We start from the raw sequence: 21,622 nt of genomic DNA on the forward strand, positions 1-21,622 counted from the left end.
GCACGGGGCTATAGCGCAGTTGGTAGCGCGTCTCGTTCGCATCGAGAAGGTCAGGGGTTCGATTCCCCTTAGCTCCACTCTCGGGGGACTGAATAATTGCCTAGATTGGGGGGCCTTGAGTCAAGGCGCTCAATGTCTGAAGATCGGCGTGGCCACCTGTTCGCAGGTGGCCACGCTGTTTCCGAGCAGTCGATCACGGAGAACCGTTGCTGACCAGAGACAACCTCCAGTTGTTCAAGGCGGCGTTGTCTGCTGCACTGCGGACGACGAATCATGCCGACGACGCATTGAGTGATCGCTTTGTCGAGCTACGTCCGGGCACGGTCGCCACGCTGGAGTCGGCCGTAAACCACCTCGTCACCGGGCGTCGTGGTGTCGGTAAGTCCACCACACTCGCCGTTCTTCAACGTCGCGCCGAGCAGGCCGGGGCGAGGGTCATCTTCGTGGACGTCGAGCAGCACAAGTCGCGGGAGTACCCTGACGTACTCATCGAGATCATCATGGACGTCTTGAGGGCGATTCAGCCGAGAGGGTGGAGGAAGCCGCAGCGTCTGTTGCGCAGGGAAGTGGGGCAGCTTCTCACGGTGCTTGCCGCATTACGTGACGCGGGATCCGAGGTAACCACGAGCACAGAGACGGACACCACCAAGACGAGTGATGTCGGCGTAGCGCTCCACGGCGGCGTCGCCAGGCAGTACGTGAAGTTGAGCGCTACAGCAGGCGGGGCCAGAGCGAAGCGGACGAAGACCTCTCGGACGTCCACTCAGACGCGGCGAAAAGAGGACTTCCTGAGAGACCTCGCCCCGGCAATCTCGCATGCGTTGGAGGACGCCGCCAAGCTCGACGGGCGCAAGTCGCTCCTAGTAGTCCTAGACGACTTCTACTTCATCGCCAAGGAGACCCAGCCACTCGTTCTCGACCACCTTCATGGCATCACCAAGCGCAGCAATGTCTGGCTGAAGATCGGCAGCGTTCACTCCAGAACGCAGTCATTCGTCGACGGCGACCCACCTCTCGGGATGCAGCCGCCGCATGATCTCCAGCATCTTTCACTCGACGTTGGCCTCGCCGACTTCGCGACGGCGAAGACCTTCCTCGAAGAGGTTGCGAATGGCGTACTCGGGCCCGCAGGGTTCAAGATTCGGGACGTTCTGACTGATACTGCTCGGGAGCGGGCTGTGCTGGTCGCCGGCGGTGCCGTCGCCCGCGACTACTTCGACCTTCTTATTGCGGCGGCGGATGCGGGGTGGGAGGCGACGCAGCGCAGTGACAAGAAGGCAGGTTCGTTCACGATCGGAGCCGAGCATGTTCAGGCGGCAGCCGGTCTCCGGCTCCAGAGAAAACAGACCGACCTTCGCAACGATGCCGGGCGGGAAGCTCCAGCTCTGGAGAAGCGGTTCGATGACCTCGTGAAGTTCGTTCGTAACCGCGACACATTCTTCTTTTTGATTCGTCGTGAGTACTTGGACACCTCTTGGGGTCAGGAGATAGTGGAACTCGAAGATCTACGGTTCGTGCATCGGATTATGACGACCAGGCCAAACACTGGTTCGTGGCGTGGAGTGGACACGGTCGTCTTCATGGTGGACTTTGCGGCGCTCGTGGGGAAGCGAATGCGCAAGGCTCCGGTTGAGTTCTGGAAGCCTGGAAAGTCCGACGAACTGCGCCGGGCGGAGTGGGTCTACGACCTGAATTGGACTCAGACGCCGAAGAAGGCCGCACAGTCTGGTACGCAGAGGGAGGACGTCGAGAATGTCGAACTGCCCTTCGGCGAATTTGGGTAGGTACACGAGAGTCTTGCCTTGGTCACCGCCCAGCCGAACTACAGGCCGCATAACACCATAGCTCGGCTAGGGCAGCCCCCAGCCGAGCGTCTGGCTCGTGTCCACCACCGACCGACGGCGGTTGTTGTGCCGCCCGGAGGCTCGTAACGACGCGACGGGATCTACGCGGCGACGGTCGTGGAGCGGAGGTGGATCTCGATGTCGGCGGGTGAGCCGGTGTAGTGGAGGGTGTGCAGGCCGAGGTGGGCGGCGGCTCGGCAGTTGTCGGCGCGGTCGTCGATGAACAGGACGCGGCCGGGATCGCGGCGAATGCGTTTCCGTAGGTGTCGTACTACTTCTCCAGCTTCTCCAGCATCCAACTGCCGACGGCGTCCATGTCGTCAGCGGCGATGGCGCGCGTGTAGTGCAGCGGTGGGGTTATCCACCGGAGCCGACGCCACCCACTGGCCGGACGGATCACCCAACCGCCGTATTCCCGGCGAGCGTGCCACTGGTTCTCGCCGGTGTAGCCAGGCGCGCGGGAGACACCCCTAACCCAGAGGTACAGCGTTTGGCGCAACCAGAGCCAGCGAGTCGACCATGTGACAGGGCCGCTACTGAGATAGAGCAGCTTCACGGGGTCAACCTAGCATTGGATGATGGCCGGTATGGTCTCCTTGCGGACCTCGTTCGTCCCGGTGTCCCAGGTAGCCCGCATGACGATCTTGCCCTGCCACATGCCGGGTACGCAGTCCAACGCCATTGTGGCGATGTGAATAGTGGGGTTGGGGATCTGCGTGGAAATGCCGGGATCCCCTTTCGGCTTCGGGTTGCTGGTGCCCGACCGATGCCACAGCTGCAACTCGATGCGGAATGCGAGCGGCGCGGGATCGCATTTCACTGTTCCGCCGACCACGACGGCTTTGTGCAACAGGTAGGGCTCCTTGTTGAACGCGAAGGTGCAGGAACGCTCAGTTGCCTGCGCGCGTGGCGCGGTGGTGAGCGTCTGCCCTGCGAGCAATGCGGCGCTGACAGCGACAACCGTGACGGTTGCCCGAATCACGTTGTATCTCATGGATATCCTCCATTACCTACTGCTCCCGCAACCCACGGGAGATCAGAACCGCCCCCTGCGGCGGATGCTCAGTACTCCCGTGACGTATCGGGCTTCATCCGGCCCGCGCTGATCAGGGTTTGCCGTGCCGCCGCCTTACGCCGGCACTCGTCTGCGCGGCACCCGCGATGCCGCTGCATCGTTTGGTGCGCCTCCTGGACGCTGAGCTCGTGATCCGGCGCATCGTGCGGGAACCCTGCGGTCCACAACGTGTTGTCCATCCGGCGCTCCGCTACGCGCGCCTGAGCCGTATCGGGGTCGACAGGGACCTGCCACCACATCGAAGCTGTGACCACGGGCACCATCACCAGGAGCGCGGCGCCAAGACCGATTGCGAAGGTGATCCACCCGTTCATTCGGCACCACCCTCGCGTAGTTCCGGCGCGCCGAAGGCCGGGCTGATGACGGTGAACTCGTCACCCGGCACGCCGTCTTCATCGACCAACGCCCATGTCTGCGGTTTGTCCACAGCCATCCACATCGGGCCGTCCTTGCGGGCGATGGCGAGTTTGACGGCATTGTCGGCTGTGAAGGTGGCACGCACGGCCTCCAGCTCGGCCGAGGACTGCGGTTCCATGTCATCCCTCCGGATACCGGACGCGTCCGGGGATGATCCGGACTGGGGTGACCACGCTGCACACCGCGGTGACCGCGTCCACCATGGTCTCGGACATGTGGCGCCCGTCCGCGATCACTACGTCCGCCGCGCGGTGCCCGTGGATCCGCGCGAGTAACCATGTGCCGGGGTCGGGCTCGATCTTCTCTCCAGGTTTCAACATTTCGACGAGCGTGGAGCCGACTTGGCCGGCCAGTTCGCGGATCGTCACCTCGTCTTGCTGGGGGTCTGCTGCCAAGTCCATTCGCAGGAACCCGATCGCCTTTGCGGTCATACCGTCCTCGCTGCCGGGGGCTATTGGTGAGCACCCGACGCCGGGGATCTGTGGGGCAGGCGGCGTCTCCCGGCGCCGGGGCTGAAAGTAGCTTCGCTGGGCGGGTGGTGGCGCTTCGGTGGCGTTTCGATGGACCAGCGGGGGCGTTGTGGTGCACAGTGGGCCTCAGCCACTACGTCCTGGGAGACAGCATGGTTAGCGTCAGAGAGTGGACTGGCAAGGAAAGCCGCGCCCTGCGTGACGCCTTCCGAATGAGCCAGGCAGCTTGGGCACGCAAGTTGGGTGCGCACGAGCGCACCGTCAAGCACTGGGAAGCCGGTCGATCTATCCGCCCGGCATATCAAGCCGTGCTCGACACGACGCTGTCCATGGCCCCGGAGGAAGTCGTAGCAGCGTTCCGTGCGCGGCTACACCCGACACAGGAGGACGACGTGGATCGGCGGCAGTTGTTCAAGGTGGGTGCGCTCGGTGCCGGTGGGCTGGCAATGCTCGGTATCGCCGACGCCGATCGTGCGCGTTGGCTGATGTCCGGTACCGGCCAGCCGGACGCCGCGGCTGTCGAGGTGGTGCGGAACACTCTCTACGCGGCGATGCAGCTCGACGACACGCTCGGATCCCCTGCTGCGCAAGGCGTCGTAATCGCTCAGCAGCAACTCACTGAGGCGATGCTGCGCGATTGTCCTGCCCCGCTGCGGCCCGCCGTCCTGTCGCTGCACGCCGAATGGACCGGGTTCGCAGGGTGCCTGGCGTGGGACTCCGATGACTATGACACCGCCGCGCGGCTGTACAAGCTCGCTCGCGAAACGGCGCACGACGCCGAGGATGCGGACCTCGGCGCGTACATGCTGTGCCATCTGTCCCAGCTCGCGATCTGGCAGCGTCGCCCGCGCGGCGCGGTAGATCACGCCGTGGCCGCGCGAAGCTGGGTCGCCCAGAGTGAGGACGCGCCGCTTCGTGCATATGTCGCGATGCGCGCGGCCGAGGCTGCGGCCGTCGCCGGGCAGCGGCAGGCGTGCCTTGTTGCGCTGGACGAGGCCGGCCAGGCCATCGCCGGAGTGGAGCCCTGCCATCCTTCGCAGTCTCGCGCCTACTTCGTGTCCGAGGCGATGATGCACTCCTACCGCGGCAACTGCCTCTCGATCCTCGGCGAGGCTACGGCCGCCGCCGCGGCGACCCGCCAGGCGCTGACCCTCATGCAGCCGCAGTACGTACGCGACCGCGCGATATCGCTGCTCGAACTGGAGCGGTCACTCATCCAACTCGGGGAGGTGGATGCGGCCGCGGCCGCCGTCGGCGATGCGGCCGACCTCACCGGGCAATGCCGGTCACCTCGCCTGGCTGCCGCGATCCGAGACGGCCGCCGAGTCCTCTCGCCGTGGGCGGGGTCACAGCCGGTCCGCGAGTTGGACGCGCGCCTCGCGGCTCGGGATATCGTGATGGTATGAGCGCGGACCGTGAAGCAGTGGTGCTGGCGCAGATCGAGCGCGCCAAGGCCGCGCTTATGGGCACCGGCGAAGTATTCGCGCGTAGCGAAGGCGGCCGCCCCCCGTCGCGGTCCGACCGGTTCAAGCAGGCCCGCGAAGAAGTGCATGCTGCCGAGCAGGCGCGTAATCGCTTGCTCGTCGAACTCGTCGGCGACGACGATGTCGTGCCGGTCGAGCTGGCGCAGCGTCTTGGACTGACCGGGCGCGAGGCCGTGAACATCGTCGAGACTTCACGCACAGGCTCGCCGCGGATGAGGGACTATCTGCTGGGTCAGCAGTAGCGCTGCTCAGTACCCGTCGTCAACGTCTGGCGTAGGACGGCGGTACTCTTCGCCCGCGGTGGCCGACTCCAACGCATCGAGGACTCGTGCGAGCACGATGCCGCTCGCCTCGCCGCGCTGGAAGGCGACGCTCGGCAACTCCAAGATGTTCACCACCGCGGTGATGTCGTTGAGCGCGGGCGCCGGGTGGATCCGGGTGGACAGAAAGCGGGTGATCTCGACGGGAGCAACCGGCCTCTGTGCCTCGTTGATGGCGTCGACGACGGAACGGAGTAGCGCCTGTTGGTCGGCGGTCATGAGGGCATCGTCGGCGTGGTCGGTCATTCTGTTCCTCGGGTGGCGTCGACGCAGATGCGAAGCCCTTCGCCGAGCGCCATAATTTCGAGCTGTTCGGGGGCGACGGTCTTCCCGAAAGCGGCGGCGTCGAGCAACCGCCGCACGTCTCCTACCTGCATCTGGGCGAAGTCGAGTCGGTTAAGTTCGGGCATGACCGAACCTACCTTCATTCGAACACGTGTTCTGTACCGGTTTGGTGGATCCGACGGACGCGCCGGTGTTGGCCGAGGCGGATACTTAGTAGTCGAATAACTCCGGAGGCACGTACTCCTTGGAGAGATCCGCTGCCTCTTTCTCACGCTGCGCCAGTCGTTGTTCCATCAAATCCAAGATCTTCTTCCGTTCGGCGAACTGGCGTCCGCTGATCTGTGCGCGGAAGGTCAGGATCACGACTCCGATGACGAGAACTGCGACGGCCGAATAGAGCAACCAGGCTTTACCCGACAGAGCCGCAAAAGTCGTCAGCAGGTATCCGATGAAGAACACAACGAGGCCAACTTTCAGCCACGCATCCCGGCTCCGCTCCCGGGCAACGCGCCAATCGGCCGCCAACTCGGCGTCAGTGGCGTCTGCATGCATACTGCGCCCCTCAACCGCCCGGATCTGCGCAAGCGCCCGTGCGATCGAACGGTCAATCGTGCTGACGCTTGCGAGCTCCTCGGGCCAATCCGACCTGGCGTCGACCAGAAGGGCAAGGTGTTCGTACGGCGTCTTCTTGGAGGTGCGCGTAACGAAGTAGCCGCCGAGAGCGCCACTGACTAGTACCCCGACCACTGTCGCAGTTCCTTGGACGAACGGACCGTAGACTTTCCACTCGATTGCCAAATCAGCTGCAAGTGAGTCGGTCACGGCGCCATCTTGCCAGAGGTCCCGGCTACTCGACGTCGTTCGACTTGACCGGCTGTGAGGCCAGCGCGTCGGCGTTGAGCGACGGCGCGGAAGATCCAGTACGGTCGCCGGGCCACACGGTGAGGAATGCGGTCCATATCTGGGCAGCCTCGGCAGGAGGGTGCCGCCCAGCGGCGGTTCAGGATTTGGCTCAGGACGCAATTCAGGTGTCATGCCGCCCCGGTTCCATACCCACCGCAGGTCGTGATCGCCCAGTTGATCGGTGTTGATGCCATCAACACTTGGATGTGAACCCGCAGGTCACCACAACTCTTCGAAAGTTGTCCGAAAATATCCAACCGCAGTTCAGAGGCCAGAAACCAGGGAATTTCAAGGGGTTCGATCCCCCTGACTCCACGCATCGGAGGCTCGTGCTCACTTGCGCTCACGCGAAACGCTCGGCTGGATACTCCAAGCCGAGCGTCCGTCAGGCTCATGCCCACCACCGACTGGTGGCGGTGCTGACCGCGGGATTCTGTGACGACGCGGGGGGATCTACGCGGCGACGGTTGTGGGGCCGAAGTAGACCTCGATGTCGGCGGGTGAGCCGGTGTAGTGCAGAGTGCGCAGGCCGAGGTGGGCGGCCGCTCGGCAGTTGTCGGCACGGTCGTCGATGAACAGGACGCGGCCGGGATCGCGGACTCCGGTCGCGGCGAACGCGTTTCGGTAGGTGTCGGGGTGGGGCTTGTTCAGGCCGAGCCGGGCCGAATAGAGGGCGTCGGTCATCAGGGTGCGCCAGTCGGAAGCGTCGAGTGCGTCGCTGACCGGGTGGGGTGCGTTGGACAGCAGCACCATCGGGAGATTCGCTTGCCGGGCACGGTGGAGGAGTGCGACGACGCGGTCGTCGGTCCGGGTCCACAGCTCCGTGTCGACGGCGCGCAACCGGGTGAGCAGTTCCGGGTCCGGGCAACGGCCGAGTACGGCGGTCCAGAAGGCCGCGTCGTCGAATTCACCGGAGTCGTAGGGTTCGCGGGCGCTCCAGAACGCGTTCTGGAAGAGAGCGAGCTGGTCCGCGTGCCATCCGGCGAGTTCGGCGAGCCCGCTCCACATGGGAACGGTGGGTTGCAGGCCGATGACGCCGTTGTAGTCGAAGATGACCGCGTCGAGTTCCGCGGGCTGGTGAGATAGTGCAGTTACCACCGGTACTCCAGAAGGCTCGATGAGATAGAACAGCTACGCCCGCAGCGATCAGGGGCGTGCAGCGTGCCACCGACGATTCGGCCGTCGAGAACGGCGAAAGCGGCTGTGTGGGTATGACGATTCCCGCCTCGTTCCATGACGGAAAGGCGCACGAACTGTGGATCGAAGGAATGTTTCGCGAGTCGAAGCTGATGGTGATGCGCGACGCTGCGCGAACAAGCCGAAACCTACCAAGGGGTACGGGAAGCCACCACTCGGAACGGGCCTTGGTGATCCGCTCCACAAACTGCCGTTCGAAGGTCTCATCGGTGCCGCAGCCGAGATCGCTCGTCCAGAGGCCTGATGTGTGGCGACCGTCGCAGCGTGTCGAAACCCTGTTCCGGGGTATGGGTTTCAGGTCGAGTCGCTTCAATGGAGGCTGCGGCGGACCGGCGGTCACGACCGGTGCCGCATGACGACGTCCAGGTAGTCGGGTGCAGTGAGCGGTCCCAGCAATTCGAATGTTGCTGCAATCGCGATTATTCGGCCGAGTCTCGAACGCGCTGCCGCGTGAATGTCACCGCGGATTCGACTCCTGGGCGCCGATCGGTGCCGACCGCTGCGCGCGAGCCACTGTCCTCGCTCGTCGGCCGACGAGGCGCCCACCAGGCCGAGTGGGCGTGGAGGCGCCTACAGGTGGGGCAACGCCCCGATCGCTCAGGCGGTCGCGGTCCGTAGCGCGAACCAGCCCGTCTCCGGATCGGCGAAGCCGTGGTACATCAGGCGAACTCGCTGGTCCACTTCGAAGAGGCGGTAGACCGCGAGCATCGCGCGGGCGGTCGCTTCCTGTTGGAAGTCGTCGATGCGGCGGTAGCCGATGGGGTGTTCGGGGAGTAGGTCAAGGCGGGCGAGTTCGGCGGGATCGCCGACATCGAGGCCGACCGGGGCGGCGTCGGTGATGTGGTGGTCGTGCAGGATGTCGTGGATTCGGTGCGGGTCGGGGCGTCCGGATCGGAACTCGTGCAGCTCGGGCCGCCATTGCGGGCCTGCGGCGGCCGGGCCGCCCTCTACCAGGTCGATCACTTCGGCGTCGGGTGTCGGTGTGCCGGTGTCGGCGGTGAGGGGATCCTGTTCGACCACGTGCAGCATGTTGCCGCCGGGGATCAGCGGTTCGGGGGCGAGGAAGAGGGTGACCGTGGGGCAGAGGCAACCTCGGCCGATCAGGCAGACTCGCATATGGAACGGCTCGGGCATGCGGCCCTCCTGCATGGGAACGGGCCGTGTCCGAGCGGCCCTCGCTGAGTCGGGACTTCTGGTTGTGCCGACCGCGGACGCGCCGCGGCGCTTCGACGGTCGACCGTGCCGCAGTTCCCCAGTCTAGGAGCCGGGCACAGTCGGCGCATCGCCATCACCCGCCAATTACCGCGACCTGCCGCGGGCGTTCGCGTGGATTCGCCGTGCCGGTGCGGAGATGCCGGGGTGGCCCGGATGCCGAGGTCCGCAACGGCCCGAGATCCGGGCGCGCAGGCGCTCAGCTGATCCGAATCTCGACCGGCGGTGCGGGCACATGCGGATAATCGGTGGTCACGTCGACCTGCACGCGTCCACGGCCCGTGGGTAAGGCGGCGAAGACTGTCGCGGAGGGCTGGTTCGTAGCCGTCTTGGTGGTGACGGGGACAGTCGCTGTGCCCGCGGCGCCGGTGTCGAGGTTGCGCCAGTTGGCGAACGCGGTGAAGGTGCAGGGCAGGTCCGTGGGGGTCTGGTTGACGAAGCTGATGCCGAAACGGGCTGCGCCGGAAGTGCCGGTGGGCGCGGAGACGCCCGCTTGACCTTCGCCGTAGCAGGTGTCACCGAAGGTGGGGATGACCCCGATGTTCACGAACGCCGGTTCGCCCGCCGTCGCCGGGGCCGCCGCCGCGAACGCGCCTGCACACAGCGTCGCGACCAGGGCGCTTCGTCCCGCCAGCTGCCTGCCTTCCACTGTCGATCACGCTCCTTCTTTCGAATCGAGCACTCTCGGACGGCCCATTGTGCCCCGTTTCGCCCCAATCGCGGTCCGATTCGCGCAGAGTCGCGGCCGTATTCGCGGACGGGCGATGAGCGCGTGAACCTAGCATCGGCAATGTGGAGCGAGGATCGTTGCTGAAGGCGCGGGCAAGCGGCAAATTGCACGGCGGCAATCACGGCATCGCGCCGGAACAGGTGGTGGCCGCGCAGCGGGCCCGCATGCTGGTGGCGATGATCGAGGCGGCCGCGGACCGGGGCTACGCGGCGGCGACGGTGGCGGACGTGCTGAAGCGGGCCGAGGTGTCGCGGATGACCTTCTACCAGCACTTCGCGAACAAGGAGGCATGTTTCCTCGCCGCCTACGACATGGCCGTGGAGATCGTGATGACCCGGATCGCGGGAGCACTCGCGGCAGCGGGCACGCCGCTCGAGCGGATAGACCGCGCACTCGACGCGTACTTCTCCACCCTGGCGCAGGAACCGCAGGTCGCGAAGGTCTTCCTGGTGGAGGTGTACGCGGCGGGTAGGCCGGTGCTGGAGCGGCGGCTGGCGACCCAGGCCGCGTTGGTCGACGGATTCGCCGCGACCCTCGGCGCGACCCGCCCGCATCAGCGGCTGGCGGGGGAGGCGGTGATCGGCGCGGTGGTCTCGTTGGCGACCAATCGCGTCGTCGCCGGCGATTTCGCCGCCCTGCCCGGGCTGCGCGAGCCGCTGATGTCCGCGCTGATCAGGAATCTGGTGTGAGGCCGGACAGTCGCCCGGCGACCGCGGGCAGCCGGTCGAGCATGGCCACGGTGAAATCGGCGAGCAGGGCGATGAGCCCGTCCCGGTCGACGTCGAGGCCGCCGTCCAGCCAGACCAGGACCAGTTCGGCCGCGCCGCCGGTGATCAGCTGGGAGGTCGCGGCGATCGCGGTGTCCTGTCCCTCGGGCAGCTCGAGGACCAAGCGCGTCTGCTCGATGATGACGTCGGCGACCTGGCGCATGCCCGCGAAGCGGCTGCGCATGAGCGCCTCGTCGCCGTAGGTCTGGGCGAAGGCCACCTTCGCGCGCCGCGGGTCGTCGGTGAGTTCGACGATGAGGGCCGCCACCCCGGCGCGGATCCGGTCGGCGGGCGTGCCCGTGGTCTCGGCGATCGCCGCCTTCGCCCGGTCGAGGGCCGCTTGCTGGATCTCCATCAGCACGCCGGAGGCGAGCGCGTCGCGGTCGGGGAAGGCTTCGTAGAAGAAGCGCGGGCCGACCTTGGCCTGTTCACATACCCCGCGCACGGTCAATGCCGATAGGCCCTGGGTGCCCATGATGTCGAGGGCCGCGTCGAGCAACCGCCTGCGCCGGTCTTCGCGGCGCTCGGCCGTGGAGGCCCCGCGATAGGTGCCGCGGACGGTACGGGTCACCACGTCAGCTTGGCACAGCCAAAATTGGGAAACAAACGTTTACGGAAACGATGGTTTCCTCTATCGTCGGACTATCGCAGTGTCGCGAAGGGAAGACGGTCATGAGTCTGCTTGTGCCCCAGTCGTTCGACGAGGTTTCCGGCACGATCCGCCAGGCGCGGACCACCTGGGCGTGGCACGCGCAGCGCGCGGCCGCGCGGGCGGTCGCGCGCTATCCGGCGCCGGTGCGGCCGCTGGCCGATCCGCCGCCGGGGAGCGGGCTGAGACCCGTGCTCGGCGACTTCGGGCTCCCCGGGATCGGATACACCGTGCACGCACTGGCCGACCCGATCGGATTCGCGCGAGCTCGATTCGATCGCCTCGGGCCCGTCCAGTGGTTCGGCATGCTCGGCCGCCGGATGGTCACCTTCGGCAGCCCCGAAGGGTACGAGGCGGTGATGCTGGACCGGAACAAGGTGCTGTCGGCGCAGCGCGGCTGGGAGTGGCTGATCGGCCCGTTCTTCCGCGGCGGCTTGTTGCTGCGCGATTTCGACGACCACCTTTTGCACCGGCGCGTCATGCAGCAGGCCTTCACCCGTCCGCGGTTGATCGGCTACCTCGATATGACCACGCCGCGAATCACCCGCGGCCTCGCGCAGTGGGAGCCCGCCGACGACTTCCGCGTCTACCGCGCCATCAAGAAACTGCTGCTCCAGCAGGCCACCGAAGTCTTCGCGGGCGCCGAACCCAGCGCGGACGCCGCACGGCTGGAGCGCGCCTTCGAGGACGCGGTGCGCGGCGGGGCCGCGCTGATCCGGGCGAACGTGCCGGGCGGTGTGTGGGCCCGTGGCGTGCGCGGGCGCCGGGTGCTCGAGGAGCACTTCCGCCGCGAGTTGCCCGCCAAGCGCGCGGGCGGCGGCCAGGATCTGTTCAGCGTGCTGTGCCGCGCGAGCACCGCCGACGGCGAGACCTTCACCGACGCGGAGGTGGTCGAGCACATGATCTTCGTGATGATGGCCGCCCACGACACCAGCACCATCGCCGCGTCCATGCTGGTATACGAACTCGGCAGGCATCCGGAATGGCAGGAGCGGCTGCGGGCGGAATCCGTCGCGCTGGGCAAGCCAGCGCTGGACTACGAGGATCTCGACCGCCTGCCCTCGCTCGACCTCGCGTTCAAAGAGGCGCTGCGGGTCTACTCGCCGGTGGCTCAGCAGGTTCGCGAAACCATCGCCGACACCGACATCCTCGGTTACTACCTGCCGAAGGGGACGTTCATCCTGTGCGGCACGTACGGGCTCATGCGCAACGAGGAGTACTGGCACGACCCCGACACCTTCGACCCGGAACGCTTCGCCGAGCACCGCCGCGAGGACCGATCGCACCGCTTCGCGTGGGCGCCCTTCGGTGGCGGGGCACACAAGTGCATCGGCCTCTACTTCGGCGGCATGACGGTGAAAGCCGTTGTGCACCAGATGCTGCTGCGGTACCGCTGGAGCGTGCCGGAGGACTACCAGGTGCCGCTGGTCGCCGGGACCGGGCCGGTGCCCGCCGACGGTCTGCCCATCCGGTTGGAGCGGATCGACCGATGAGAATCGTCGCCGACCGCACCCTGTGCGCGGGCCATGGCATGTGCGAAGCTCTGGCGCCCGATCTGTTCCGGGTCGGCGGGGACGGGATCGTCGTGCCGGCCGACACGGTCCCCTCCTCCGATCGGGACGTGATCGAGCTCGTCGTCGACAGCTGCCCGGTCCAGGCGCTGCGCCTGGCCTGAGCTCCGCCGGTCCGTTTTGCGTCTTCGGCGCTGGGTACCGCGAACTGCGACGCTCTAGTCCATCGACCCGAGAGGACCGGTGACACCTCATGGCCACCTGCGACACCTGCGGAAACGAATACGACAAGACGTTCACCATCACCCGCGACGGTCAGTCCGCCACCTTCGACAGCTTCGAATGCGCGATCAACGCCATGGCCCCGACGTGCACGCACTGTTCCTGCCGGATCCTCGGCCACGGCGTCGAGGCGCGCGGGGACTACTTCTGCTGCGCGCACTGCGCCCACGAAGCAGGCCACCCGGCTCTGGTCGACCACGTCTGAACCGGCTGCCGAGCGGCGATGCGCGAGCGATCACCCGCGCGGCGCGTGGCTTCGCCGCACCTCGAGCCCGGCGGTCTGGGCCGCGTCGGCGAGTACCGCCTCCAGCATGGCCGGCGTGAGTCGTCCGGTGAAGGTGTTCTGCTGGCTGACGTGATAACAGCCGAACAGATGCAGCGGCTCGCGGCCGGCGTCGGCAGCGGCCAGTTCCACGTGCGCGCCGTGGCCGAACCGCGGTCGCGGGCGCGGCACCACCCAGCGTGCGCGCGCGAGCACCGGCAGCAACGCCTGCCAGCCGAATGCGCCGAGCACCACCACCGCGCGGACGGTGGGCGTCAGCAGACGCAGTTCGGTGTCCAGCCAGTGGCCGCAGCGGTCGCGTTCCTCAGGCGTCGGCTTGTTGTCCGGTGGCGCGCAGTGCACCGGGGCGGTGATCCGTACGCCGTGGAGCCGCAGGCCGTCGTCGAGGCCGACCGCGGTCGGCTGGTTGGCGAGGCCGACCGCGTACAGCGCCGCGTAGAGCACATCCCCGCTGCGGTCGCCGGTGAACATCCGGCCGGTCCGGTTGCCGCCGTGCGCGGCGGGCGCGAGTCCCACGATCAGCATTCGCGCGTCCGCCGGGCCGAATCCGGGCACCGGACGGCCCCAGTAGGTCTGGTCGCGAAAGGCAGCGCGTTTCTGTCGCGCGACGAGTTCACGCCAGGCGACCAGGCGCGGACAGGCGAAGCAGTCGGCGACCGCCGCGTCGAGTTCGGCGATGGACCGGCACCCGTCGGTTCGGGGGGCCGGGGTGGGCGGTGTGGTCATCGCGGGCTGGTGGGGCGGTGTCGGTCGGCGACCGGCGTCTCGTTCATCAGGACTCCGTTCGGTGGTGCCGCGGAGGGGCGAACCGGACGATCATGTCCACTATGCCTCAGCGCGGCCGTCCGTCGCCGCCCGCCGGCCGGTTCGCCGCCGAGGGCGCCGCTTCGGACGTCTGTCCAGTTCAGCGCGGTGATCGCGCGGTTGCCGAGCGTGCTATGTGATCGGTACCACCCGGTCCGGGTTGGTAGCATGGCGATTCCGACCGACCGGACGCGGTGATTCACCTCCGGCTTCCTTCGAAAGAGTCTTTCCATGCAGTTTGAGATCGTCGAGCGGGACGAGACGTGGGTTGCCGGGCTGCCGGTACGCAGCCCCAAGCGTGCGCTCGGAGAACTGCGTGACCGCGATCTGGAGGCGGCCTGGGCGGCGGTGCTGCACCAGGAACTCGGCGGCCCGCTGGCCAGCGCCTACACCGATTACACCGGTGAGCTGGGCACGTACAACACCCAGATCGTCGGCTATCAGTGCGCGTCGTTCGACGACGTCACCCGCGGTCACCTGGTCGCGCGCCTGCCGCGCGGGGCCTACGCCCGGTTCTCCTCGGTCGGCAACTTCCCGCAGGTGATGACCGACCTGTGGACGCAGATCGCCTACGCCGAGGAACACAACCAGATCAAACGGACCTATACCGGCGACTTCGAGTGCTATCCGCACGCCTACAAGATCGATCTGTACCTGGCGGTCGACGCGCGATGAGCTACGCGATCGTGGTGCGTGCCGAGGCGGTCTACGGCGGGCTGGTCGTCCCGCGCGTGCGCCCGAGCTTCAAGGTCAGCAACAGCGACCTGATCGAGTTCCTCAAAGACCGATTGCGCGACCGCCAGGGCGGCGAGGGGCCTATGTACACGGTGTACGTGCCGGATCCGGCCGGGAACTACAACGCCGTGGTGTGCTTCGAGTACCCGTCCCCGGACGCCGTGCCGGTCGGCGACGTCTTGGTGCGGGTGCCGAAAGGCGTGTATGCCCGTTTCGCGCCGAACGGCGACTATCACGATCCGGTAGAGGACGTCTGGGCGCAGGTCGACGATGCGACGGCGTCGGCCGAGATCACCCGCGCTTACCGTGAAGAAATCGAGATCTGGCACGGCCCGGAGTCGGTCGAGTTGTTCATTTCCATCCTCGTTTAGCTTGCCGGGAAGTAACTAACCTAGAACCGACTGGTCTCCATCTTATTTCCGATATCGACTGCACCGGGTTTGACCTGCGAAAATATCGTGTGTACCGCAGAGTTTTCGGAAGATTAGCCGGACGGCTGGTGAATTTCTGTCCGATGACGGATACTGCCCTGGGCAACTTCGTCTCGGCTCGGCGCCGTGGGGGGCTGCATCGGGCTGGACTATCGCGCAGGGCAGCGCGGCGATGGAGTAGGAAAACATGACTGTGGATCTGATTGCAGTCGTGCCGAGTAACTCCCGTGGGCGGGGAGTGCGGCGGTATTACGACGCGCAATCCGAGTGTGCGTTCTTTGTCTCCGAACCGGATGCGCAGCCGGAACTCTGGCGCCGGTATCTGAACGGAGCGCGTGCGGTCTATCGGCGCTTCGGGGTGGAACAGGCACTGGAATACGACGCGGTCGCCGACGGCGGATCGACGTCGTTGTTCTTCGCCGCGCTCGACGCCGGCGGCGAGGTGGTCGCGGGGGTGCGGATGCAGGGTCCCTACCGCGAGGCGCGGCAGGCGCACGCACTGGTCGAATGGACCGGTCATCCGGGCGCCGAGGACTTGCGGCGGATGATTGCCGAGCGGATACCGCAAGGCGTGATCGAGGCCAAGGGAGCGTGGGTCGCGCGCGACGCGGTCAACCGCGACCAACTCGGCGCGGCGATCTCGCGCACTGTGCTGCACGGCGCGCGCCTGCTCGGCGCACGCTACGGCTTCGCGACGGTGGCCTCATTCACCGTGTCCAGGCACGAGGCGTGCGGGGCGGTTCCAGCCGAGGGCATCCCCGCGGTGCCGTATCCGGACGAGCGCTATCGAACCGTGCCGCTGTGGTGGGACACCCGGAGCCACGCCGCGTTCGCCGAGGAATTGCAGCGGACTCTGACGCACGCGGAACAGGAAGCGCTCGGGTTGCCTGCCGCGCGTGCGTCCGACCTGCGATGCGGGATCGGCCGGGTGACGGAGGGCCTGCGCCGCCATGGGCGATGACCGACCGCGTGCGGCCGGCCACCGGCCGCAGATCCTCGACCCCGCCGATCCGGAGGACGCGCGGACACTCACCGCGCTGCGTGACGACCCTCGCCTCGAATTCCGCGACCTGCGTTCGTCGTTGCGCGCCGAACTCGGCAAAATGGTTGCCGCACCGGATATTCCGGAGGGCCCGGAAGCGGACCGCTGGATCTACTACCCGTGGCGCGCGGCGGTGATCGGATTGCCGGGCCCGCGTACTTTCCGGCTGATTCGGCTGGATCGCAATCGGAACAAATTGACCAGAGCCGAACAGGATCGGCTGGCCGAAGGAGCGATCGGGATCGTGGGGCAAAGCGCGGGGAATGCGATCGCGCATCTGCTCGCGCTCGAGGGCGTTTGCGGGGAATTGCGCTTGGCCGATCTGGACGAAATAGAATTCTCGAACCTCAATCGGGTGGCGGGAACTCTGTTCGACGTCGGCGTCAACAAGGCGGTGGTAACCGCGCGTCGTATCGCCGAGTTGGACCCTTATCTGCCGGTGCGGATCTTCGAATCCGGTATCGACGAGAATACGGTGGACGAATTCCTGTCCGGCCTCGCGATCCTCGTCGAGGAATGTGATTCGCTCGATATGAAGCTGGTGCTGAGGGAGGCGGCGGCCCGTCATCGCATTCCGGTTCTGATGGAAACCAGTGACCGCGGTTTGCTGGACGTCGAGCGTTTCGATCTCGAACCGCAGCGCCCGGCGTTCCACGGATTGCTGGGCGAGGTCCGCGCGGCGGATCTGCGCGGGCTGACGTCGAGGGAGAAAGCGCCGTTCGTGGTCCAGTTGCTCGGCGCCGCGGGGCTGTCGCCGCGGCTGGGCGCGAGCCTGGTGGAAGTCGGCGAGACGGTGACCAGCTGGCCGCAGCTGGCCGGCGACGTCTCGCTCGGCGCCGCGAGCGTGGTGGCCGCCGTGCGCCGCATCGGCCTGGGGACGAAGCTGACCTCCGGGCGCGTCCGGATCGATGTGGAACGGCACCTGGACGAGCTCGCCGACCCGCCGCCGAACAGCGAGCAGGCGTGGGCCGAGGCGCCGCCCGAGTCTGTCGGAAGCCCCGTGGAAAACGTCCTGGCCTGCGCGCAACGGGCGCCCTCCGGGGGAAATATGCAGCCATGGTCGCTGCGTGCCGAACCGGACGGCATCGTCATCGAGCTGGCGCCGCAGTACAGCACGGCGATGGACATCGGCTATCGCGGCAGTGCCGTCGCCCTCGGCGCCGCCGTGTACAACGCGCGGGTAGCCGCGGCCGCGCACGGAATGCTCGGGCCGCACGAGTTCATCGAGGGGGCGCCGGGGTCCGGTCGCCTCCTCGCCCGCCTGCGGCTGGGAAACGACCGGAGTGCCGAGCTGGCCGCCGACTATCCCGCCGTCTTGCGCCGCGAGACCAACCGCAGGGTCGGCACCGGGGCGGGGCTGGCCGAGGGGGTCCTCGACACGCTCGAGGCGGCCGCCGAATCCTCGGGTGCGCATGTGCGTGCGGTCGCGGATCGGCAGGGCATCGAAGAAGCTGCGCGTTTGCTGGGCGATTCCGATCGCATCCGATATCTCACGCCCCGGTTATACGAGGAAATGCTCGCCGAAGTGCGCTGGGCGGACGACGATCCGGATACCGGAATCGATGCGCGCAGCCTGGAACTGACCGACGACGAGTGGGCGGCATTTCAGATCACGACCCGCGCGGACGTCATGGCGCAGTTGCGGTCCTGGTCGGGCGGCGCGGCGCTGGGGAAATACACCGGTGACCGGGTGCGGTCCGGTTCCGCCATTCTGGCGGTGACATTCGACGCGACCGGACCCGGATTGACCGGCTACGCGGAGGCGGGCGCCGCGGTCGCGCGGGTTTGGGTGGGGGCCGAACGCCTCGGATTGTGTGTCCAACCGATTTCCCCCGTATACCTCTACGCCCGACGCCGTGGCGAACTTGCTGCGATTTCCCCCGACTTCGCGGATACACTAGCGTCACTTCAGGGCCGTTTCCTGGACCTGCTGGAAGTGCCCGAGCATGAGACCATGGCGTTGGTGCTTCGCCTGAGCTACGCCTCTGCCGCCACCGTACGCAGCAGGCGGCGTCCGGTGCTCGGTGTGGACACCAGTAGTTAGCGCGATCGGAGACAATGTGCCACGGCGGACACTCGACTCGTTGGTGACCCAGGTCGCCTCTGAGCTCATGGGTGTGGACGCTACGACCATGGTTGCCGCCACCGAGCGGGTGCTCGCGCAGCTGGTCGAGTACTTCGACGTGGACTTCAGCTACGTGCGGCACACCGACCGCGAACGACGGGCAACCGTGCTCGTCGCGGAGTGGCCACACCGGCAGAACATTCCGGATCCCGACCCGCTCGGCGTGATCTACTTCGACGGCGCCGACCCGGTGTTCCGTGCCTTGGAGAACGCGACCGAACCGATGGTCGCCCGCCCGACCCCGGAGTTCGCCGACTACCAGGAAACCGTCCGCCGCGGATCCGGCATCGTTGGGGTGACCTCGGCTGCCGTGCCGCTGATGTCGCGGGGTGAGCCGACCGGCGTGCTCGGCTTCGTCAAGTCGGGCGATCGCGAGTGGAGCAATCGCGAACTCAACGTGCTCAAAGCCATCGCTGCGCTGTTCGCGCAACTGCAAGCCCGGGTGGTCGCGGAGGAACGGCTCCGATATATCGCGCTGCACGACGACCTGACCGGCCTGGCGAACCGGCGCGCGCTGCTCGAACACATGGAGGAGCGATTACGCGCGGGCAGCCCCGGTCCGGTAGCCGCCTTCTTCCTCGACTTGGATCGCTTGAAAGCACTCAACGATTTCCTCGGTCACACCGCGGGGGACAACTTCATCCGCACGTTGTCGACGCGATTGCGGGAGAACCTGGATCCGAACGACATGATCGCCCGGCTAGGGGGCGACGAATTCGTCATCGTGCCCGCGAAGCCGATGGACGCGGTGGCCGCCGAATACGAGGCGAACCGGATCCAGCAGTTGATCGCCCGGCGCGTCACGGTCGGCGGCGAGTCGGTCAGCCGGGGCGCCAGCGTCGGCGTGGCGCTCGGCTTCCCGGGCGAGACCACCGTCGCCGACGTGCTGCGCCGCGCCGATCACGCCCTGCTGTCGGCGAAATCGGGCGGCGGCAACGGCGTCGCGGTGTTCACCGACACCATGCGCGCGCAATTCGAACTCCAGGACGACGTGGAGCTCAACCTGCGCGGCGCGGTCTCCGACGGCTCGCTGCTGCTGCACTACCAGCCCGAGGTGGACCTGCGCACCGGCCGCATCGTCGCGTTGGAGGCGCTGGTTCGCTGGCTGCACCCGACCAGGGGGCTGTTGCCGCCCGCCGCGTTCGTCACCGTCGCCGAGGCCACCAACCTGGCCGGTGAGCTGGGGCGCTGGGTGATCCGGTCGGCGTGCGCGCAGTTCGCCGAATGGCGCAGGCGCGGCCTGGCGGGCAACGTGGTGATGCGGATCAACGTGTCGCCGGTGCAACTGGTCAGTCTCGATTTCGTCGAACGTATCGAGGACATCCTGCGCCTGTTCGGCATCGACGGCAGCTCGGTGTGCCTGGAGATCACCGAGCACGTCGTCGTGCAGGACCTGGCCCGGACCCAGGTGACGTTGCGCGGGCTGAAGCGGATGGGCGTGCAGATCGCCATCGACGACTTCGGCACCGGCTACAGCTCGCTGTCGCATCTGAAGGCGCTGCCGGTGGACGCGGTGAAGATCGACCGGGGATTCGTGCAGCGGCTCGGCGCGAGCACCGACGATCTGGCCATCGTGAAATCCATCATCGGCCTGGCCGGTTCGTTCGGCCTCGGTGTGGTCGGCGAGGGCGTGGAGACGGCGGTCGCCGCGCGCACCCTGGTCGGCCTCGGTTGCTACCGCGCGCAAGGCTTCCTGATCGCGAAGCCGATGCCCGCCGAGCAGGTCGAGGCGCACCTCACCGAGGGCCGGATTCCGCTCGATCTCGATCTGCCCCGGGCCGGGCGCGGGCTGCCCGCGCACTGAGATCGCGGCCGCAGCCACCGGTTATCCGGTTCTTTCACGGCCGTTCACGCACCGTTGGGCGCGGGTAACCCGATCCGCTGCACGATCGGCCACGTGCGCATAGTTCAGCTTGCGAACTTCTACGGCCCGCGTTCGGGTGGGCTGCGCACGGCGCTGCACCATCTGGGCGAGGGGTATGTCGCCGCCGGACACGAGGTGGTGCTGATCGTGCCGGGTCCGCGCCGGTCGGAGGAGATCCTGCCCACCGGGGTCGCGCGGATCACGCTGCCCGCGTTGGCCATTCCGTGGACCGGCGGTTACCGCGCCGCGGATCCCCGCCGGATGGCCGACGTCCTGGACGGCCTGCGGCCCGACGTACTCGAGGTCTCCGACCGGCTGACGCTGCGCGGTTTCGGTCGTTGGGCGCGGCGGCGCGACGTCACCGGCGTGATGATCTCGCACGAGCGGCTCGACCGCCTGCTGGGCCAGGTGCTGCCCGGTCCGCTGGCCCGGCGCTGCGCCGACGTGGCCAACCGGCGTACCGCCACCGACTACGACATGGTCGTGTGCACCACCCGGTTCGCTCGCGAGGAGTTCCTGCGGATCGGCGCGCGGAACGTGGAGCTGGTTCCGCTCGGCGTGGACCTCGACCTGTTCAGCCCGCACCGGCGCGATCGCAGGCTGCGCGCCGATCTCGGCGTGCCCGGTCATCCGCTGCTGGTGCACTGCGGCCGGTTGTCGGTCGAGAAGCGGGTGGATCGCAGTATCGAGGCGGTCGGTGCGTTGCGTGCGGCGGGTATCGAGGCACGGCTGGTGGTCGCCGGGGACGGTCCGCGCCGCGACGCGCTGCAGCGGCGGGCCCGCGCGCTGGCCCCGCTGCCCGGCGGCGTGCCCGCCGTGTACTTCACCGGATTCATCTCCGAACGCGCGATGGTCGCCAAACTGCTCGCCACCGCGGACGTCTCGCTGGCGCCCGGCCCGCACGAGACCTTCGGCCTCGCGGCGCTGGAAGCGCTCGCCGCGGGCACGCCCGTGGTGGCCAGCCGCTCCTCCGCGCTGGCCGACATCCTGACCGCCGATTGCGGCGCGGTGGCCGCCGACCACCCCTCCGCGTTCGCGCGGGCGGTCCGCGACGTGCTGGCCATGCCGCAGGCCGGGCGCCGCAGCGCCGCGCGCAGCCGCGCCGAGCAGTTCACCTGGCCGCGGGCCGTCGCGGGCATGCTGGCGGTCCTGGGTGGTTAGCGGCCTCGCCGGCGGCGGCCGACGGCTGGAC

At 67.4% G+C, this 21,622-nt stretch carries 26 protein-coding genes and 1 tRNA gene; 14 read left to right on the plus strand and 13 right to left on the minus strand.

The window, feature by feature from the left end; genetic code table 11:
- Positions 1–4 precede the first annotated feature (4 nt).
- Both NNI01S_RS19115 and NNI01S_RS19120 read left to right on the plus strand, forming a co-directional pair.
- Positions 5–77 (plus strand) — tRNA-Ala (locus NNI01S_RS19115).
- A gap of 129 nt (positions 78–206) precedes the next feature.
- A complete protein-coding gene (locus NNI01S_RS19120) occupies positions 207–1,784 on the plus strand; it encodes a P-loop NTPase family protein (RefSeq protein ID WP_063021477.1) in 1,578 nt (525 codons plus the stop codon).
- A 161-nt stretch (positions 1,785–1,945) separates the two neighbouring features.
- On the opposite strand, the gene NNI01S_RS34620 is transcribed toward NNI01S_RS19120, so the two are convergent.
- The 5 genes from NNI01S_RS34620 to NNI01S_RS19145 form a co-directional block, all read right to left on the minus strand.
- On the minus strand, positions 1,946–2,143 hold the full coding sequence (locus NNI01S_RS34620; protein WP_218019223.1) for an HAD family hydrolase: 198 nt from the start codon (positions 2,141–2,143) through the stop codon (positions 1,946–1,948).
- Between the two features lie 266 nt (positions 2,144–2,409).
- Positions 2,410–2,838, minus strand: a complete 429-nt coding sequence (locus NNI01S_RS19130; RefSeq protein WP_157114859.1) for a hypothetical protein — start codon at positions 2,836–2,838, stop codon at positions 2,410–2,412.
- Positions 2,839–2,906: 68 nt separating this feature from the next.
- Complete coding sequence (locus tag NNI01S_RS19135; RefSeq protein WP_063021480.1) at positions 2,907–3,233, minus strand: hypothetical protein; 327 nt, start codon at positions 3,231–3,233, stop codon at positions 2,907–2,909.
- A complete protein-coding gene (locus NNI01S_RS19140) occupies positions 3,230–3,454 on the minus strand; it encodes a hypothetical protein (RefSeq protein WP_063021481.1) in 225 nt (74 codons plus the stop codon). Before NNI01S_RS19140 ends, NNI01S_RS19135 begins: the two co-directional genes overlap by 4 nt.
- A gap of 1 nt (position 3,455) precedes the next feature.
- Complete coding sequence (locus NNI01S_RS19145; protein ID WP_063021482.1) at positions 3,456–3,767, minus strand: hypothetical protein; 312 nt, start codon at positions 3,765–3,767, stop codon at positions 3,456–3,458.
- A gap of 158 nt (positions 3,768–3,925) precedes the next feature.
- On the opposite strand from NNI01S_RS19145, the gene NNI01S_RS19150 reads away from it, so the two are divergent.
- The gene (locus NNI01S_RS19150) at positions 3,926–5,212 is read left to right on the plus strand and encodes an NsdA family TPR-like regulatory protein (RefSeq protein ID WP_063021483.1); all 1,287 of its coding nucleotides are present in this window, start codon (positions 3,926–3,928) and stop codon (positions 5,210–5,212) included.
- Positions 5,209–5,532, plus strand: coding sequence for a hypothetical protein (locus NNI01S_RS19155; protein ID WP_063021484.1), 324 nt, complete (start codon positions 5,209–5,211; stop codon positions 5,530–5,532). The genes NNI01S_RS19150 and NNI01S_RS19155 overlap by 4 nt, the downstream gene beginning before the upstream one ends.
- Positions 5,533–5,538: 6 nt before the next feature.
- Here the strand turns inward: NNI01S_RS19155 and NNI01S_RS19160 are convergent, their stop codons facing one another.
- The 6 genes from NNI01S_RS19160 to NNI01S_RS19180 all read right to left on the minus strand — a co-directional run bounded on the left by NNI01S_RS19160 (position 5,539) and on the right by NNI01S_RS19180 (position 9,856).
- The gene (locus NNI01S_RS19160; RefSeq protein ID WP_063021485.1) at positions 5,539–5,856 is read right to left on the minus strand and encodes a hypothetical protein; all 318 of its coding nucleotides are present in this window, start codon (positions 5,854–5,856) and stop codon (positions 5,539–5,541) included.
- The gene (locus NNI01S_RS34625) at positions 5,853–6,020 is read right to left on the minus strand and encodes a DUF6374 family protein (protein WP_157114860.1); all 168 of its coding nucleotides are present in this window, start codon (positions 6,018–6,020) and stop codon (positions 5,853–5,855) included. The genes NNI01S_RS19160 and NNI01S_RS34625 overlap by 4 nt, the downstream gene beginning before the upstream one ends.
- Before the next feature lie 85 nt (positions 6,021–6,105).
- Positions 6,106–6,717, minus strand: a complete 612-nt coding sequence (locus NNI01S_RS19165; RefSeq protein ID WP_157114861.1) for a hypothetical protein — start codon at positions 6,715–6,717, stop codon at positions 6,106–6,108.
- 534 nt (positions 6,718–7,251) lie between these two features.
- Positions 7,252–7,896: an HAD family hydrolase gene (locus NNI01S_RS19170; protein WP_063021487.1), complete on the minus strand. Its 645-nt coding sequence runs from the start codon at positions 7,894–7,896 to the stop codon at positions 7,252–7,254.
- A 696-nt stretch (positions 7,897–8,592) separates the two neighbouring features.
- Positions 8,593–9,129 carry a hypothetical protein gene (locus tag NNI01S_RS19175; RefSeq protein ID WP_063021605.1) on the minus strand — a complete coding sequence of 179 codons (537 nt, stop codon included), beginning with the start codon at positions 9,127–9,129 and terminating at the stop codon, positions 8,593–8,595.
- A 277-nt stretch (positions 9,130–9,406) separates the two neighbouring features.
- Positions 9,407–9,856: a hypothetical protein gene (locus tag NNI01S_RS19180; RefSeq protein ID WP_063021488.1), complete on the minus strand. Its 450-nt coding sequence runs from the start codon at positions 9,854–9,856 to the stop codon at positions 9,407–9,409.
- Between the two features lie 143 nt (positions 9,857–9,999).
- On the opposite strand from NNI01S_RS19180, the gene NNI01S_RS19185 reads away from it, so the two are divergent.
- Complete coding sequence (locus NNI01S_RS19185) at positions 10,000–10,626, plus strand: TetR/AcrR family transcriptional regulator (RefSeq protein WP_084489007.1); 627 nt, start codon at positions 10,000–10,002, stop codon at positions 10,624–10,626.
- On the opposite strand, the gene NNI01S_RS19190 is transcribed toward NNI01S_RS19185, so the two are convergent.
- Positions 10,610–11,275: a TetR/AcrR family transcriptional regulator gene (locus NNI01S_RS19190; RefSeq protein ID WP_063021606.1), complete on the minus strand. Its 666-nt coding sequence runs from the start codon at positions 11,273–11,275 to the stop codon at positions 10,610–10,612. The two genes, NNI01S_RS19185 and NNI01S_RS19190, sit on opposite strands and share 17 nt — an antisense overlap.
- Positions 11,276–11,376: 101 nt before the next feature.
- Here NNI01S_RS19190 and NNI01S_RS19195 point away from each other — a divergent pair, with 101 nt between their 5' ends.
- The 3 genes from NNI01S_RS19195 (at position 11,377) to NNI01S_RS19205 (ending at position 13,351) form a co-directional block, all read left to right on the plus strand.
- Positions 11,377–12,846 (plus strand): cytochrome P450, encoded by a 1,470-nt coding sequence (locus NNI01S_RS19195; RefSeq protein ID WP_084489009.1) that lies wholly within the window; start codon positions 11,377–11,379, stop codon positions 12,844–12,846.
- Positions 12,843–13,028 carry a ferredoxin gene (locus NNI01S_RS19200; RefSeq protein WP_063021489.1) on the plus strand — a complete coding sequence of 62 codons (186 nt, stop codon included), beginning with the start codon at positions 12,843–12,845 and terminating at the stop codon, positions 13,026–13,028. The genes NNI01S_RS19195 and NNI01S_RS19200 overlap by 4 nt, the downstream gene beginning before the upstream one ends.
- A gap of 89 nt (positions 13,029–13,117) precedes the next feature.
- Entirely contained in the window at positions 13,118–13,351 is a 234-nt protein-coding gene (locus tag NNI01S_RS19205) for a metallothionein (protein ID WP_063021490.1), read from the plus strand.
- 30 nt (positions 13,352–13,381) lie between these two features.
- Here NNI01S_RS19205 and NNI01S_RS19210 read toward each other — a convergent pair whose 3' ends face one another.
- The gene (locus NNI01S_RS19210) at positions 13,382–14,155 is read right to left on the minus strand and encodes a uracil-DNA glycosylase (protein WP_063021491.1); all 774 of its coding nucleotides are present in this window, start codon (positions 14,153–14,155) and stop codon (positions 13,382–13,384) included.
- A gap of 309 nt (positions 14,156–14,464) precedes the next feature.
- Between NNI01S_RS19210 and NNI01S_RS19215 the strand changes: the two genes are divergently transcribed.
- The 6 genes from NNI01S_RS19215 (at position 14,465) to NNI01S_RS19240 (ending at position 21,591) form a co-directional block, all read left to right on the plus strand.
- On the plus strand, positions 14,465–14,908 hold the full coding sequence (locus NNI01S_RS19215; protein WP_039801088.1) for a GyrI-like domain-containing protein: 444 nt from the start codon (positions 14,465–14,467) through the stop codon (positions 14,906–14,908).
- Entirely contained in the window at positions 14,905–15,339 is a 435-nt protein-coding gene (locus NNI01S_RS19220) for an effector binding domain-containing protein (protein WP_063021492.1), read from the plus strand. Before NNI01S_RS19215 ends, NNI01S_RS19220 begins: the two co-directional genes overlap by 4 nt.
- Before the next feature lie 247 nt (positions 15,340–15,586).
- Complete coding sequence (locus NNI01S_RS19225) at positions 15,587–16,360, plus strand: hypothetical protein (protein ID WP_174554438.1); 774 nt, start codon at positions 15,587–15,589, stop codon at positions 16,358–16,360.
- Positions 16,350–18,485 carry an Rv1355c family protein gene (locus NNI01S_RS19230; protein WP_063021493.1) on the plus strand — a complete coding sequence of 712 codons (2,136 nt, stop codon included), beginning with the start codon at positions 16,350–16,352 and terminating at the stop codon, positions 18,483–18,485. Before NNI01S_RS19225 ends, NNI01S_RS19230 begins: the two co-directional genes overlap by 11 nt.
- Positions 18,486–18,528: 43 nt before the next feature.
- Positions 18,529–20,370 (plus strand): putative bifunctional diguanylate cyclase/phosphodiesterase, encoded by a 1,842-nt coding sequence (locus NNI01S_RS19235; protein WP_281180661.1) that lies wholly within the window; start codon positions 18,529–18,531, stop codon positions 20,368–20,370.
- A gap of 93 nt (positions 20,371–20,463) precedes the next feature.
- Positions 20,464–21,591, plus strand: a complete 1,128-nt coding sequence (locus NNI01S_RS19240; RefSeq protein ID WP_063021609.1) for a glycosyltransferase — start codon at positions 20,464–20,466, stop codon at positions 21,589–21,591.
- The last annotated feature ends 31 nt before the right edge of the window (positions 21,592–21,622 follow it).

Source organism: Nocardia niwae NBRC 108934 = DSM 45340 (assembly GCF_001613465.1).
GTDB classification, from domain to species: Bacteria; Actinomycetota; Actinomycetes; order Mycobacteriales; family Mycobacteriaceae; genus Nocardia; species Nocardia niwae.

Coding starts and splice junctions, on each gene's coding strand:
- NNI01S_RS19140 (WP_063021481.1), bottom strand. CDS start 3,454: ATGGAACCGCAGTCCTCGGCCGAGCTGGAGGCCGTGCGTGCCACCTTC.
- NNI01S_RS19145 (WP_063021482.1), bottom strand. CDS start 3,767: ATGACCGCAAAGGCGATCGGGTTCCTGCGAATGGACTTGGCAGCAGAC.
- NNI01S_RS19135 (WP_063021480.1), bottom strand. CDS start 3,233: ATGAACGGGTGGATCACCTTCGCAATCGGTCTTGGCGCCGCGCTCCTG.
- NNI01S_RS19215 (WP_039801088.1), top strand. CDS start 14,465: ATGCAGTTTGAGATCGTCGAGCGGGACGAGACGTGGGTTGCCGGGCTG.
- NNI01S_RS19160 (WP_063021485.1), bottom strand. CDS start 5,856: ATGACCGACCACGCCGACGATGCCCTCATGACCGCCGACCAACAGGCG.
- NNI01S_RS19220 (WP_063021492.1), top strand. CDS start 14,905: ATGAGCTACGCGATCGTGGTGCGTGCCGAGGCGGTCTACGGCGGGCTG.
- NNI01S_RS19195 (WP_084489009.1), top strand. CDS start 11,377: ATGAGTCTGCTTGTGCCCCAGTCGTTCGACGAGGTTTCCGGCACGATC.
- NNI01S_RS19205 (WP_063021490.1), top strand. CDS start 13,118: ATGGCCACCTGCGACACCTGCGGAAACGAATACGACAAGACGTTCACC.
- NNI01S_RS19130 (WP_157114859.1), bottom strand. CDS start 2,838: ATGAGATACAACGTGATTCGGGCAACCGTCACGGTTGTCGCTGTCAGC.
- NNI01S_RS19175 (WP_063021605.1), bottom strand. CDS start 9,129: ATGCCCGAGCCGTTCCATATGCGAGTCTGCCTGATCGGCCGAGGTTGC.
- NNI01S_RS19210 (WP_063021491.1), bottom strand. CDS start 14,155: ATGACCACACCGCCCACCCCGGCCCCCCGAACCGACGGGTGCCGGTCC.
- NNI01S_RS19225 (WP_174554438.1), top strand. CDS start 15,587: ATGACTGTGGATCTGATTGCAGTCGTGCCGAGTAACTCCCGTGGGCGG.
- NNI01S_RS19230 (WP_063021493.1), top strand. CDS start 16,350: ATGGGCGATGACCGACCGCGTGCGGCCGGCCACCGGCCGCAGATCCTC.
- NNI01S_RS34625 (WP_157114860.1), bottom strand. CDS start 6,020: ATGCCCGAACTTAACCGACTCGACTTCGCCCAGATGCAGGTAGGAGAC.
- NNI01S_RS19200 (WP_063021489.1), top strand. CDS start 12,843: ATGAGAATCGTCGCCGACCGCACCCTGTGCGCGGGCCATGGCATGTGC.
- NNI01S_RS19155 (WP_063021484.1), top strand. CDS start 5,209: ATGAGCGCGGACCGTGAAGCAGTGGTGCTGGCGCAGATCGAGCGCGCC.